The organism is Bradyrhizobium sp. WSM4874 (genome assembly GCF_055811835.1).
The window spans coordinates 25189-39282 of sequence record NZ_JBVVPR010000029.1; the positions used below are offsets into that span (position 1 = coordinate 25189).

The 14094-nt window shown below is 63.5% G+C and carries 14 protein-coding genes; 7 read left to right on the top strand and 7 right to left on the bottom strand.

The window, feature by feature from the left end; all coding sequences use genetic code 11:
- Nucleotides 1–48 precede the first annotated feature (48 nt).
- Nucleotides 49–594, top strand: coding sequence for a hypothetical protein (locus AC0L3P_RS26010; RefSeq protein WP_473306252.1), 546 nt, complete (start codon nt 49–51; stop codon nt 592–594).
- Here the strand turns inward: AC0L3P_RS26010 and AC0L3P_RS26015 are convergent.
- Nucleotides 563–1516: a LysR family transcriptional regulator gene (locus AC0L3P_RS26015; RefSeq protein ID WP_473306255.1), complete on the bottom strand. Its 954-nt coding sequence runs from the start codon at nt 1514–1516 to the stop codon at nt 563–565. The two genes, AC0L3P_RS26010 and AC0L3P_RS26015, sit on opposite strands and share 32 nt — an antisense overlap.
- A gap of 126 nt (nt 1517–1642) precedes the next feature.
- Between AC0L3P_RS26015 and AC0L3P_RS26020 the strand changes: the two genes are divergently transcribed.
- Both AC0L3P_RS26020 and AC0L3P_RS26025 read left to right on the top strand, forming a co-directional pair.
- Nucleotides 1643–2602 (top strand): Bug family tripartite tricarboxylate transporter substrate binding protein, encoded by a 960-nt coding sequence (locus AC0L3P_RS26020; protein ID WP_473306257.1) that lies wholly within the window; start codon nt 1643–1645, stop codon nt 2600–2602.
- Between the two features lie 114 nt (nt 2603–2716).
- Nucleotides 2717–3769 (top strand): amidohydrolase family protein, encoded by a 1053-nt coding sequence (locus tag AC0L3P_RS26025; protein WP_473306259.1) that lies wholly within the window; start codon nt 2717–2719, stop codon nt 3767–3769.
- Between the two features lie 80 nt (nt 3770–3849).
- On the opposite strand, the gene AC0L3P_RS26030 is transcribed toward AC0L3P_RS26025, so the two are convergent.
- Entirely contained in the window at nt 3850–4305 is a 456-nt protein-coding gene (locus tag AC0L3P_RS26030; RefSeq protein WP_275170752.1) for a cupin domain-containing protein, read from the bottom strand.
- A 235-nt stretch (nt 4306–4540) separates the two neighbouring features.
- On the opposite strand from AC0L3P_RS26030, the gene AC0L3P_RS26035 reads away from it, so the two are divergent.
- The gene (locus tag AC0L3P_RS26035) at nt 4541–5095 is read left to right on the top strand and encodes a hypothetical protein (RefSeq protein WP_473306262.1); all 555 of its coding nucleotides are present in this window, start codon (nt 4541–4543) and stop codon (nt 5093–5095) included.
- On the opposite strand, the gene AC0L3P_RS26040 is transcribed toward AC0L3P_RS26035, so the two are convergent.
- Together AC0L3P_RS26040 and AC0L3P_RS26045 are read right to left on the bottom strand one after the other, a co-directional pair.
- Nucleotides 5096–6352 carry an aminopeptidase gene (locus tag AC0L3P_RS26040; RefSeq protein ID WP_354207660.1) on the bottom strand — a complete coding sequence of 419 codons (1257 nt, stop codon included), beginning with the start codon at nt 6350–6352 and terminating at the stop codon, nt 5096–5098.
- 113 nt (nt 6353–6465) lie between these two features.
- Entirely contained in the window at nt 6466–7827 is a 1362-nt protein-coding gene (locus tag AC0L3P_RS26045) for a class-II fumarase/aspartase family protein (protein WP_354207658.1), read from the bottom strand.
- 422 nt (nt 7828–8249) lie between these two features.
- Between AC0L3P_RS26045 and AC0L3P_RS26050 the strand changes: the two genes are divergently transcribed.
- Nucleotides 8250–9809, top strand: coding sequence for a winged helix-turn-helix domain-containing tetratricopeptide repeat protein (locus AC0L3P_RS26050; RefSeq protein ID WP_354207656.1), 1560 nt, complete (start codon nt 8250–8252; stop codon nt 9807–9809).
- Nucleotides 9810–9852: 43 nt separating this feature from the next.
- Here AC0L3P_RS26050 and AC0L3P_RS26055 read toward each other — a convergent pair whose 3' ends face one another.
- Together AC0L3P_RS26055 and mddA are read right to left on the bottom strand one after the other, a co-directional pair.
- Complete coding sequence (locus AC0L3P_RS26055) at nt 9853–10275, bottom strand: GFA family protein (protein WP_275170742.1); 423 nt, start codon at nt 10273–10275, stop codon at nt 9853–9855.
- A 227-nt stretch (nt 10276–10502) separates the two neighbouring features.
- The gene (mddA, locus tag AC0L3P_RS26060; protein WP_354207653.1) at nt 10503–11288 is read right to left on the bottom strand and encodes a methanethiol S-methyltransferase; all 786 of its coding nucleotides are present in this window, start codon (nt 11286–11288) and stop codon (nt 10503–10505) included.
- Between the two features lie 134 nt (nt 11289–11422).
- Between mddA and AC0L3P_RS26065 the strand changes: the two genes are divergently transcribed.
- The gene (locus tag AC0L3P_RS26065) at nt 11423–12973 is read left to right on the top strand and encodes a winged helix-turn-helix domain-containing protein (protein ID WP_473306266.1); all 1551 of its coding nucleotides are present in this window, start codon (nt 11423–11425) and stop codon (nt 12971–12973) included.
- Nucleotides 12974–12980: 7 nt separating this feature from the next.
- On the opposite strand, the gene irrA is transcribed toward AC0L3P_RS26065, so the two are convergent.
- On the bottom strand, nt 12981–13463 hold the full coding sequence (gene irrA / locus AC0L3P_RS26070) for an iron response transcriptional regulator IrrA (RefSeq protein WP_473306268.1): 483 nt from the start codon (nt 13461–13463) through the stop codon (nt 12981–12983).
- A gap of 178 nt (nt 13464–13641) precedes the next feature.
- Here irrA and AC0L3P_RS26075 point away from each other — a divergent pair, with 178 nt between their 5' ends.
- Nucleotides 13642–13953: a hypothetical protein gene (locus AC0L3P_RS26075; protein WP_007605124.1), complete on the top strand. Its 312-nt coding sequence runs from the start codon at nt 13642–13644 to the stop codon at nt 13951–13953.
- Nucleotides 13954–14094 lie beyond the last annotated feature (141 nt).

A 14094-nucleotide genomic window follows, 5' to 3' on the forward strand; every position in this document is an offset into this window, starting at 1 on the left:
GTCGGCTGCCGCCCGGTCGTGCTGATCTCCTGAGCATAGGAGATCGACATGACCGACTTTGCGAGATTATTGCACGCGGACGGACCGAACCCCGAGCACGCGGCGGCGCTCCAGCTTTATGGCCGCTTCGTCGGCGATTGGGATGCCGAGATCACCGCCCATGAACCCGATGGAACGAAACACACCGCGCCCGGCGAAATCCATTTCGGCTGGGTGCTGGAGGGCCGCGCCGTGCAGGACGTCTGGATCATTCCGCGCCCGGCCGGCAGCCCAGCCTTGCCGATCGCCGGCTATTGGTACGGCACGACGCTGCGGGTCTACGATCCGACCATCGATGCATGGCGGATTTCCTGGTTCGATCCCGGCCGCTGCATATTCCGCCAGCAGATCGGCCGTCCACGCGATGCAGACATCGTGCAGGAAGGCACGACCGAAGCCGGCGACCTGACGCGCTGGAGTTTTACGGAGATCACCGAGGATTTCTTCCACTGGCTCGGCGAGGTCAAGCCGGCCACCGCAACCGATTGGCGGCTGGTGGTGGACGTGAGGGCCAAGCGGCGGACTACTTGCGAACGGACCGCGATACTCGATTAGGCTTGATGCTCTGCACAACAGGCGCAACCGACTGTGCGAACAGCTGGGCCACCGGACTGAGCGACCGATCCTTCAGAGCGATCAGGCCGATTGCGCCGCGCGTGGTCGGCAGCCGGACATCAACGGCGGTCAATTGCGGGTGCTCGTTCGGTGTCGTCAACATCGCGCCGGGATGAATGCCGAGAAAATTGCCGTTGCCGACGAGGACGCTCAGTGAATAGGTGCACGCCGTCGTCACAGTCGCCCGCGGAAACTCCAGGCCCTGCTCCTCGAAGGCACTGCGCATGATTCCGGTGAGAAAGCCCGCCGGGGGCGGAAACACCCACGGTTCGCGGATGAGATCGGCCAAGGCAACGTTGCGCCGCCGAGCCCATTTGCTGCGTTTGCTGCAGAGGACAACCAGCTCGTCGTGGAACAGCGTTTCAACCCTGAGATCGTCGTTGCCGACCATCGATGCGAGCCGGCTGATGACGATCTCTACATCGCGCTGGCGCAGTTGGCGTAGCAGAACGTCGGTCGGGCCGACCGTCAGCTCGAATCTCATGCGAGGATAGCGCTGCACGAGCCGGTTAAACACGGCGGATGCAACTGCCGACATCGGCGGCGTCGTGCCGATCCGCAACTCACCCACTTCGGGATCTGCGAGTGATGCGATCTCGCTTATGCCGTGCCGCAGTTCGTTGAACACGACGGCGCTGCGCTCGAGCAGCGCCCGGCCGTAGACCGTCGGCGTCACACCTTGCGAAGACCGATCCAGCAGCGGCACGCCGACAACATGCTCGAGTTCCGAAATCGCGTACGAAACCGCAGGCTGGGTTATCGCCAGACGCGCGGCCGCCTTGGCCATGCTGCCGGTCTCGGCAGCCACCTGAAACACGTGAAGGTCCCGCAGCTTGATCCGCTTGTCGGTGGTCCGGTCCACGCAAGACCCCCATCAATAGATTTTATTGCGTCATAAGGAGAACCAGAGTTCATTTATGCACCATTATGGCGGACGGTCTATGGGGCAAGGCACCAAGCCAGCATCTCCATCAACCGGTGGCACTCCATGCGTGTAGTCCAAATTGCATTGGCAGCAGCTCTCAGCCTGATCCTGCCCAATGCCAATGCGCAAAACGGTGAGTCCACAATCAAGATTGTCTTGCCGTATCCGGCCGGAGGCGTGGGCGACGCAGCCGCAAGGATGATCGCCGAGTCCATGCGCACACGGCTCAATCGGCCGGTGATCGTTGAGAACAAGCCGGGCGCGGCGGGGCGCCTCGGCGTGCAATTGGTCAAAAATGCTCCTGCCGACGGTAGCGTCCTGCTGTTCACGCCGATTGCACCAATGGCCATTTTCCCTCACGTTTATGACCAGCTCGCTTACGATCCCGAGCGGGATTTCGAGCCTGTCTCCCAGGTCGCGACTTATGATCTCGCCATAGCGATTGGCGCGAACGTGCCTGCCAAAAGTCTCAAGGAGCTGGTTCAGTGGTTGAGGGGGCATCCTGATCAAGCCGCCTACGGAACTCCGGCCGCAGGATCATTGCCGCACTTCTTTGCCCTGCTGTTTGCAGGCCACACCGGCCTCGATCTTCGTCAAGTCGTCTACAAGGGCAATCCGCAAGCGATCACCGATTTGATTGGAGGTCACTTGCCGATGTTCTTCACTTCGACGCAAGATCTCGTCGAGGCTCACAAGGCCGGGCGCATCACTGTTCTCGCTACGTCCGGCCGCGCGCGTTCGACGGCCCTGCCCGACGTGCCTACGTTTTCGGAAAGCGGATATAGCATCCGAGGGGAGGGCTGGTACGGCATCTATGCACCTTCAAGGACGCCCCCTGAGGTCATCGCACGGCTGAATGGAGCGGTGGTCGAAGCTGTACGTTCTCCAGAGTTTAGCAAGGGGCTAACGCCTCTTGGGATCCAGCCCACCGGCACTTCGGCTCAGGAATTCTCGCGGATCCAAAAATCCGACTCCGACTTGTGGAGCCCCGTGATCAGGGCCTCGGGTTTCAAGCCGGAGTAGAAGTTCCAAGCCGCGCGCGTGGCTTCGGGAAGCGCGTTGCACGGAACGCGCTGCTGCGTGTGACAACCGGTGCTAAGCTCCTTGCACCAAAGCCAATGAGGGGAGCGCACGTCGATGGCTGCAAGCGGTCTACCCGCCAACACGAGCGGGCTATTCGTCGAGCCGCGCGAGGACTGGCTCGCGCTGCATCATGAGGAGATCATCGATCCCTTACGGCCGATCGTCGATCCCCATCACCATCTCTGGAATCGCGGGCACCGCTATCTGATCGAGGAGATGGCGGCCGATATCGCCTCCGGCCACAACGTCACCGCCACCGTCTATGTCGATTGCCGCTCGATGTATCGTGCGCACGGGCCCGAGGCGTTCCGGCCGGTCGGCGAGGTCGAGTTCGCCAATGGCGTCGCCGCGATGAGCGCGAGCGGCGGTTACGGCAAGGCCGCGATCTGCGCCGGCATCGTCAGCCACGTCAATCTGCTGCTCGGCGATGCCGCAAAACCGGTGCTGGAGGCCGAGATCGCGGCAGGCAACGGTCGCTTCCGCGGCATCCGGCATTCCTCGGCCTGGGACCAGGATCCTGCTGTCGCCGGCATGTATGCGAGCCGACCGCAGGGATTGCTGCAGGACCCGACCTTCCGCAAGGGCTTCGCCTGTCTGGCGCCGCTGAACCTGAGCTTCGACGCCTGGCTGTTCCATCCGCAGATCGGCGAGCTGATCGAGCTCGCCCGCGCATTTCCCGGCACCAGGATCGTGCTCGACCATTGCGGCGGCCCGGCCGGAATCGGCCGCTTTGCCGGGCGACGCAAGGAGGTGTTTCCGCAATGGCGCGCCTCGATCCAGGAGATCGCCAAATGCGAGAACGTGGTGGTGAAGCTCGGCGGGCTCGCGATGTGCCTGCTCGGCTACGACTTCCATTTGCGCGAGAGGCCACCTTCATCCGAGGAGCTTGCCGCGGCCTGGCGGCCTTATGTCGAAACCTGCATCGAGGCGTTTGGACCCAAGCGCGCGATGTTCGAGAGCAATTTCCCGCCGGACAAGGGCCAGTGCAGCTACCAGGTGATCTTCAACGCCTTCAAGCGTATCGCGGCGCCGTTGAGCGAGACCGAGAAGACGGCGTTGTTCTCGCAAACCGCGACCGATGTCTACCGGCTCGAATTGCCGTCATGACGAGAACAGGGGCCGGGATGTTGATCCCGGCCCCTGTTCCGTCGTGACCGCTGGGAAGCGTCCTTGAAACTGATTGAACTCTAACCGGCCCCCATGAGCGAGGCCGGACGGCGCTCGCCGGTGGAGACGAAGATCTTCTTGAGCTTGTTGACGACCCGGATCAGGAAGCCGATCATCACGGGATTGGTCTTGCGGCAGAAGGCGATCTTCTTGACGTGGCCTTCGACATGCCATTTGGCATGCGCGCCGTCGCGGAAGAAGATGACGTCGCCCGGGCCGTAGCGCTTCGGCGGCATGCCGTCGCTTTCGAGCACGATCGATCCTTCCATGATCATGATCGTCTCGTCGATATCGTAGTACCAGTTGAAGCGCCCTTCGGTGCAAGCCCAGATGATGGTCGAAGCGGTGCCGTCGGCGCTGGTGGACAGGATGTGCGAGCGCGACACCGGATTGCCTTCGATAATCCAGGACGGCTCGATCGGCCGCAGCTCAAGCTCTACATTGCAACTACTAATTTCAATCAATGTGCGCGACATCTGTTTCCTCAGGGGATAAAATATGGCCTGCCCGGGTCTCGGCCCGAATTGCTCAAAGATGCCGGGAACGCTAGTAGCCGGTTTTTAATTCTTTCTTACGCAGGGCCCGACAATCAGCCGCAAGTTGCAGACGCGAAACGGTTAACGTCCCAATTTCCCTGCGATTTCGCGCACATGAACCCTTCTTTTCCGGGGTGCGACAAAGTGCGCGAAGCATCTGAAAGGAGCCATGCCGATGCCCCTCAACCCGGAGGTTCTCGCAACCCAAGGCGAGGTCGTCGCCTGGCTCGGCAGTCTCGATGTCTCCTTCGCAACCGACGAGGAGCCCTGGTTCACCGTCGACGGCATCGAGAGCCCCCGGCAGATCGGCAGTGACGGCTCCGGCGGCGCGTTCGTGCTGCTGCCTTCTCAGAATGTGCTCTACGTCTCATCGGAAGGCCGCGCGGGAATTATCGCGGAGAGTTTCGAGGCCTTCGTCAGGCTCGTCGTGGCGCGCCCCTACTGGCTCGACATCCTGAAATTTTCCGCCGGCGGTGACCTCCATGAGATGCGGCGGGCGGCCGACGCGCTGGAGGCGACACTCGAGGACGAGGACGACGTCAACGAGGCACGCGAGGAAATCCGCGGGGGTCTCGACCTGTCCGAGGCGAATGATCCGGTCGGTGCGCTCTACGACGCGGTGGCGGCCTCCGACGCCATCGTGCGAGCCACCGACGGCAGCCCGTTCACGACGCTGTTCAACCGCTTCAGCATCGACAACAGCCCGATGCTGCGCAACGCGGCGGCGTAGTTACTTCGCCCATTCGCCCTTGCGAAACACCGGCACTTTGCTGCCGTCGGCCAGAATGCCGTCGATGTCGGTCTCGGCCGAGCCGATCATCCAGTCGATATGGATCAGGCTCTGGTTGCCGCCTTGCGCCGCGATCTGCTGCGGCGTGAGCTGCGCGCCGTTGACGAAGCACTTCGAATAGCACTGGCCGAGCGCGATGTGCGAGGCCGCGTTCTCGTCGAACAGCGTGTTGTAGAACAACAGCCCGCTCTGCGAGATCGGCGAGGAATGCGGCACCAGCGCCACTTCGCCGAGACGCCGCGCGCCCTCGTCGGTGTCCAGCACCTTGTTCAGCACCTCCGCGCCGCGCGAGGCCTTGGCGTCGACGATCCTGCCGTCCTCGAAACGCACTGCGATGTTGTCGATCAGCGTGCCCTGATAGGACAGCGGCTTCGAGCTCACGACATGGCCGTAGACCCGCCGGCAATGCGGCGTGGTGAAGACTTCTTCGGTCGGGATATTGGCGTTGCAGCTGATGCCGTTCTTGGATAGCGAGGCGCCGCCCTCCCACTCGTGTCCGTCGGCGAGCCCGATGGTGAGGTCGGTGCCCGGTCCCGAGTACTGGAGCGCGCGGAAACGCTGGCCGTTGAGCCAATTGGTGCGTTCCCGCAGCACCGCATTGTGGCTCGCCCAATTGGCCGGCGCGTCGTCGCGATCGACGCGGGACGCCGCGAAGATCGCGTCCGCGAGCTTGCCGATCGCGACCTCTTCAGGATCGTTCGGAAAGACTTGCTTCGCCCAGGACGGGCTCGGATAGGCAATGATGTTCCAGTTGGTGTCGAAATTGACGATCTTTTCCAGCGCCGGCTGATAGGCCATGGAATTGGCCTTGCTGGCGCGTGCGACCTTGGAAGCATCTTCGCCCGACAGCAGCATCGGATTGTCGCCGACGATGGCAAGACGCGCGGTGTTGTTCGAGAACGCCTTGGCCATGCCCTCATAGAGCCAGTTGGCGGCACGATCGAAGCTGTCGTCGTGGCCGTGGCGATAGCGCGCCAGCGTCATCTCTTCGTCGGAGAGAATGGGCGTCACGATGCCGGCGCCGGCCTTGTAGGCATGCACGGCGATCCGCCGCACCAGCGGCAACGCGATCGCAGGTGCCGTCAAGAGCAGATCCTGGCCCGGCCGCAAGCCCAGGCCCACCTTCACCGCCACCTCGGCCAGCCGGTCGAGCTTCACGGGATCGATGGGAGTGGAGGTGATGCGTTGATCAGTCATGCCGGATCCTCTGCCGAACGTCTTTCGCTCAATTTAAGTCTAGCATCGCGAGACACAAGTGCGCGAGTGCCTTGCGACACCCCAAAGATACGCAGTTTCGCGCATTTTGGTTTTCAACGTGTTGCCGATTTCAGCACCCGGTCGACCATGGCGGGAGCAAGGCCGAGGTAATTTTTCGGTGATGTCAGCGCCTCGATCGTGGCACGGTCGATTCTGGCAGAGACGCGGGCGTCGGACGACAGCGCGTCCGCCAGTGTAAGACCATTCTCATTGGCGAGCCGGCAGGCGTCATAGACCACGTCATGGGCCTCCTGCCGCCCAATCTGCGGCGCGAGCCCCATCATGACGGCTTCAGCCACGATCAGACCGCGGCTGACGGCGAGATTCTCGTTCATCTTGCTTTCGTCGACGATGAGACCGGCGAGCGCGAACTTCGCCTGGTGCAACGCGCCGGCGGTCAGCACGAAGCTCTCGGGGATCGCCATCCATTCGGCGTGCCAGGGCCCGGTGGCGCGCTCGAAATCCTGCACCATGGCATCCAACATGAGGCCGGCGTGCTGGCGCACCGCCTTGGACGCCGCGAGCATCAGTTCCGAGGAGATCGGGTTGCGCTTCTGAGGCATGGTCGAGGAAGCGCCGCGTCCCTTGACGAAGGGCTCGTAGACCTCGGCGAATTCGGTCGAGGCCATGATCATGATGTCGAGCGCGATCTTGCCGAGCGAGCCGGTGACGAGCGCCAGGAAATTCACGGCCTCGGCAAAACCATCGCGTGCGACGTGCCAGGTCGAGGCGGGGACGCCGAGCCTCAGTTCGACGCAGAGCGCCTCCTGCACCTCGAACCCCTTGTCGCCGAGCGAGGCCAGCGTCCCGGCTGCGCCGGCGAACTGGCCGACCAGGACGCGCGGCTTCAACTCACTGATCCGCTCGGCGTGGCGGTCGAACATCGCGAGCCAGATCGCGGTCTTGTAGCCGAAGGTGACCGGCAGCGCCTGCTGGAGATGGGTGCGGCCCGCCATCGGGGTGTCGCGATAGCGCCTGGAGAGGTCGGCGAGAATCTTGCGCAGTGCGGCGATGTCCTGCTCGACGATCTCGAGCCCGGCGCGCAGTTGCAGCACCACGGCGGTGTCCATGATGTCCTGCGTGGTCGCACCCCAATGCACATAGCGGCCGGCATCGCCGCATTGCTTCACCATCTGATGCACCAGGGGCAGGATCGGATAGCCGACCACATCGGTCTCCTGCCGCAACAGGTCGAAATCCAGCGCGGCAAGATCAGTCCGCGCCGCGATCTGGTCGGCGGCATCCTGCGGGATCACCCCGCACTTCGCTTCCGCCTTCGCCAGTGCCACCTCGACCTCGGCATAGCGCGCGACCGTCGCGATATCAGAAAACACCTCCCGCATCTGCGGCGTGCCGAAGGCATCGCGGAACAGCATGGAATCGAGCACGGTGGTCGAGGCATGAAAAGCGGGCATGGGCGTTTCTTCGTGGTTGGTGTGTTGTGTGAAGGCAGCTTACGCACACGGAGCTGTTCGGCAAATGGACATTCACCGCTCGTCACACATTCGATGCCGTCGCGAAGGCCAGGACAACGTGGGAAGCTGCCGCACGCCATTGCCTCAACACCGTCATTGCGACGAGCCCTCGCGACGAAGCAATCCACGCTGCCTCCGCGGCGACAAGCTGGATTGCTTCGCTGCGCTCGCAATGACGTGCGACAATCCGGCCGAAACCGCCACATTCTAACCCAGGCTGCATTCCTCCCCGTAAATCGCATGGCTGCCATCACGCGATCGTGGTGAACCGGACAGGCCCCTTGGCGGACTTACAGACATCAGCCGAAATCCATTTTGATTTCATCATTGCCCGATGTCGTCTTGAGGCCTGAGTTTTCGACGTGCAGTTTCTGTTCCGGGATCACCTGCTCGATACCGACTTGCGCGAGCTGAGCCGCGAGCAGGTTCCCGTTGCCGTGGAGCCGCAGGTTTTCGATCTCGTCGTCCACCTCATGGAGAACCGCGACCGGGTGGTCAGCAAGGACGAGCTGATCGACAAGATCTGGCACGGGCGCAGCGTCTCCGAATCCACCCTGACCAGCCGGATCAATGCGGCACGCAAGGCGGTCGGAGATAGCGGCGCGAGCCAGGCGCTGATCCGCACCATCTCGCGCAAGGGTTTTCGTTTCGTCGGCGACGTCGAGACCAAGCGTGGGGCGACCGCGCCGGAATCCGGTTTTGGAGCGAAGCTTCTGCAGGCCCCGCTGCCGCTACCGGACCGGCCGGCCATCGCGGTGCTGCCCTTCACCAACATGAGCGGCGACCGCGAGCAGGATTATTTCTCCGACGGGATCAGCGAGGACATCATCACCGCGCTGTCGAAGCTGCGCTGGTTCTTCGTCGTCGCGCGCAACTCCTCCTTCGTCTACAAGGGCCGCGCTGTGCACATGAACGAGGTCGCGCGCGAGCTCGGCGTGCGCTACGTGCTCGAAGGCAGCGTGCGGCGGAGCGGCGATCGCGTGCGCATCTCCGCACAGCTCAACGACGTTTCGACCGGCAGCCATCTCTGGGCCGAACGCTACGACCGCGAGCTTGCCGACATCTTCGCCGTGCAGGATGAGATCACCGAGGCGATCGTCGCCGCGATCGAGCCGCAGCTCTATACCGCCGAGAGTTTTCGCGCCCAGCAGAAACCGCCGGGAAGCCTGGATGCCTGGGACCTCGTGATGCGCGCATTGTCGCATTACTGGCGCATCACTCGCGAGGACAATGCCGCCGCGCAGGGACTGCTCGAAAAGGCCGTCGCGCTCGATCCCGCCTATGGCAAGGCGCTCGGCCTGCTCGCGACCAGCCACATCTTCGGCGCGCATATGGGCTGGTCCGACATGGCCCCGACCGTGCCGGTCGCCGAACGCGCCGCGCTCGCGGCGGTGGAGGCGGATCGCGAGGATGCCTGGGCCCATCACGGCCTGGCTTATACCTATCTATTCCGCCGCCGCTTCGACGACGCGCTGGCGGAATTCGAGCTGGCGCTGAACCTCAATCCGAACTTCGCGATGGCGCATGCCTTCTACGGCGTGACGCTGTGCTACGCGGGACGATGGCAGAACGGCGATGTCGCCGCGCGCCGCGCGCTGCGGCTGAGCCCCCGCGACCCGCTCGCGGCGATCTATTGCGGCGTCGCGGCCTATGCCCGGTTCATCGGCCGCGATTACGAAGGAGCCGCACAGATGGCGCGCGAGTCGATGCGGCAGCGCGCCGATTTCGTCGGCGCGCATCGCGTGCTGACCGCCGCCGCCGGCATGTCGGGGGATCCCGCGCGCGCGGCTTCCGCCCTGGAAGGCTTGCGCCGCGCCCAACCGGGCATCTCGCTGGCCTGGATCACCCGCGAGCTGCCGATGCTGCGGGACGAGGATCGCGAGCATTACCTCGAGGGATTGCGGCGCGCGGGGATGAGATAGCGAATTTCTCCTCTCCCGCTTGCGGGAGAGGAGAAGAGGGTCGCTACTCCTGCATCATCTCGCCGCTGCCGCCGAACTCGGCCGGGAAATCCTTGAGCTTGGGCAGGCCGTCGCGCATCGGCAGCACCGTCTCGGCGTAATTGACGTGGACGCCGGGCGCGAAGGCGAGCGTGGGAATGGTGGCGGTGAAGACGTCGACCAGGCCAAGCGGCGGATGGTTCGTCATGAGGTGGCCGCCGCATTTCTTGCAGTATTTGCGCTGGCTGAGCGGCGTCTTGGTAAAGGTCTCGACATTCTCTGCACCTTCGGTGATGCGCACAGCCTCGGGCTTCCACAGGCTGAACGCGTTCACCGGACCGCCCGACCACGAGCGGCACGAGCGGCAATGGCAATAGCCCATCGCCTCCGGCGCGCCTGTGGCCTCGATCGTGACCGCGCCACAGAAGCAGTTTCCGACATGTTTCATTGGGTCGTCTCCGTTGATGAAGGTTTGAATTTCTCTCCCCGCGCCCGTTTGCCGATAGCTCGGCAAAAACGGATGCGGGGTCGCGACGAGCTTCGCTCGCGCAGGTAGCGTCGGGGTGAGGGGATTCACCCCGAGAAACGTTGAAGGCCGGGTCGGCAAGATCCGATACGCGCCTCGGCGCCGCCGCGCGTCCTCCTTTCGGCGGACGCGACGGAAAGACGCGCAAGCTATACCGACTTGCGCCAGGGAATAAGCATCGAGACCCGTTGTTTGTACTGCCGGTACTCGTCGCCGAAGAGATCGATGAGGTCGTGCTCCTCCAGCGCGATGCCGACGAAGATGTAGAGCGTGGTCACGGCGGCGAACAGCAGATGGCCCACGGTCATGACCGGCGCCGCCCAGAACGCAATGATGAAGCCGAGATAGATCGGATGACGGACGAACTTGTAGAGCAGCGGCGTCTTGAAGCGCGGCGGCGACGCCTCCTTGCCGACGAGATGATTGGTGACCTGATGCAATCCGAACAACTCGAAATGATTGATGATGAAGGTCGAGGTGAACACCAGGACCCAGCCCACCAACGACAGCGTGACGATCGTCACAGCAAGATCCGGGTTCGCGACCTCCCATATGACCGTGGGCAGCGGACGCCACTGCCAGAACAGGAGGAGCAATGACAGGCTCGCAAACAGCACATAAGTGCTGCGCTCGACCGGCTTGGGGACGTACTGCGTCCACCATGCCTTGAACTGCCGGCGCGCCATCACGCTGTGCTGGACCGCAAACAGGGCCATCAGGAGCAGATTGATGATGACGGCCTCGGCGACGGGTGTGTCGGTCCCGGTGTCGATGGTCTTCGGCACCACCAGCCCCATGACGAAGCCGATGGCGTAGAGAATGGTGACGAAAAACACGAGATACGCCGCAATTCCGTACAGAAATGCGATGAACTTGAAAATGCGTGAGCCCGCAACCGGGCCGATAGGATGAACCTGATGATCAATTTGGGTCATAAACAGCTCCGTTGTGCCAAAACGCCGGCACTTCATTGGTCGCTGCACCATGCCGCACCGGAGGTCCCAAGACTTTCGCGGACGGTTGATTTTCGCCTGAGACGACTTTGATTTTTGCTTGAGACGACAGAAACGTGCGATTTCGCTTTGAGAACAACGTGCTCGACGGCGACCTGCGGGAACTCACCTGCAGCGGGGCAGCCGTGCCGTTGCAGCCGCAGGTGTTCGATCTCCTGCTCTATCTGGTGGCGCAGCGCACGCGTGTGGTCAGCAAGGATGACCTGATCAGCCAAATTTGGAGCGATCGGATCATCTCGGATTCCGCCCTGAACAGCCGGATCAACGCCGCGCGCAAGGCGCTCGGCGACGACGGTGCCAGCCAGCGGCTTATCAAGACCATTCCGCGCAAGGGCTTTCGTTTCGTCGGCGAAGTCCGGGAAGAACTGGCAGCCGCGACGGCGCCCGCTGAACCCATCGCTGCCCTGCCGCGCGTCCTGGCGGACCGTCCCGGGGTCGCGGTGCTCGCTTTCGAGAACATGAGCGGCGATCCCGCGCAGGACTATTTCGGCGACGGCATCAGCGAGGACATCCTCACCGCGCTATCGAAGCAGCGCTGGTTCATGGTGATCGCCCGCAACTCGTCATTCACTTACAAGGGACGCGCGGTCCACATCCGGCAGATCGCCGAGGAACTCGGCGTCCGCTACATCGTCGAAGGCAGCGTGCGCAAGTCGGACAACAGGGTGCGCATCACCGCACAGCTCAACGACGCCACAACCGGCAGCCATCTCTGGGCCGAGCGCTACGACCGCGAGCTGGTCGACGTGTTCGCCGTGCAGGACGAAATCACCAACGCGATCGCCGCGGCGATCGAGCCGCAGATTCATGCGGCGGAAAGTTTTCGCGCCCATCGCAAGCCCCCTGCGAGCCTGGATGCCTGGGATCTCCTGATGCGGGCGCTGTCACATTACTGGCGCGTGACGCGGCGCGATCACGAGACCGCGCGGGCGCTGCTGGAACGCGCGGTCGGCATCGACCCGAATTACGGCCAGGCGCTGTCGGTGCTCGCGGCGAACCACATGTTCGGCGTGCATCTCGGCTGGGCCGAGCTGGCCGTGGTGGCGCCGGTGGCGGAAGCCGCCGCGCTCGCCGCGGTGCGCTGCGACCATGAGGACGCCTGGGCGCACGCCGCGCTCGGAAGCGTCTACTTCTCGACGCGAAGGCTTGCGGACGCACTGTCCGAGTTCGAACAGGCGCTCGCGCTCAATCCGAACTTCTCGCTGGCGCAGGGCTATTACGCACTGGCACTGTCCTACGCCGGACGGCCGAAGGATTCATTCGAGGCAGCGCAGAGGGCAATGCGGCTCTCGCCGCGCGATCCATCCCTGGCGATCTATCACGGCGTCGCCGGCTATGCCCGCTTCACCGAACGGCGCTATGGCGAGGCCATCGCACTCGCGCGCGAGGCGATCCGCCACCGCGGCGACCTCACCGGCGCCTACCGCGTGCTCGCGGTTTCTGCCGGCATGACCGGCGACGGCGTGCTTGCGGAGATGGCGCTGGGCGAGCTCCGCCGCACCCAGCCCAACATCTCGCTGCACTGGATCGGGACGCAATTGCCATGGGCCAATGAGGCCGACCGCGAGCACTATCTGGAAGGATTCCGGCGAGCGGGCTTGCGCTAGATGATCGTCAGGCAGGGTCTGCGTTGCGCTTGCGGCGCAGATGGACGACGACGTCGAGCCGCGCGATCTCATGGCCCGGAAGCGCCTCGGGCATCATGGTGAAGGTCAGGCCGTCGGTGACGTCGACCAGCACATCCTCGCCTTCGAGGTAGAAATGCGGATGCACGGACGTGTCGGTGTCGAAGAACGACTTGATGCCGTCGGCTGCGATCCGGCGCAACAGGCCGGCTTCGGTGAACTGGTTCAGCGTGTTGTAGACGGTCGCAAGCGACAGCCGCAGATTGGCAGCCGTCGCTTCTTCATAAAGTCCCTCCGCTGTCACATGACGATGGGGGCAGAGGAACAGCATTTGGCCGAGCGCCAGGCGGTGGCGCGTCAGCCTGAGGCCGGCATCGCCGAGCAATTGCGCGCAACGTGCCGACGCCTCGTCCGCGAAGGAGATGGCGATATCATCTGAATCCGCTTCGGGTGGGGTGGAATGGACGTTCATCGCCGATGCACTCGCAGTTGACCGGTCACGCGGAGCCTCACCGCGTCCTGCCATCAGATCGCAGAAGCGGCAGCCCGGCTTTGATCCCGATCAAATCCGGAACGAGCCCGCCCCTGACCTATCTCAAGTCGGCCGAGTTTATTCCCGGCCAGAATAGCCCCACACAAATGAGGCTCACATGTCCAAGCCGGTTCCCGACAAGGCAGAGATCGCGCTCGAATATCCCGACAAGTTCTATGTCGGCACCTTCGGGCATTCATCGCGGTTCGAGGCGCGACTCGACGGGAGCGGCGTTGCGCTGGTGCTGCAGCAACCGGGCACGGCGGACGAACGCAAATCGGTGCACCTGCACCTCAATTTCGGCCTGCTCGCCGGGATCCTGCGCGAGCTCGCGGGCAGTGTCGCGGCCATCCCCAAGGACGACATCGCGCACCGGGAGCAACTCGCGGATGCGCTTGCCGAGTTGCAACGGGTGCTGCGGCCCTCCTGAAGCCGGGCGGCGCAGTGGCGCCGGCTAGGCCGCCAAACGCCGTCACGGGACGCGCTGTACATTTTTTGGGCGAACACTGTCGAGACTTTCATCTTGCGGCGCCGAACGAGACTGTGTGAGCCTCGATCCCGGATGGGGACT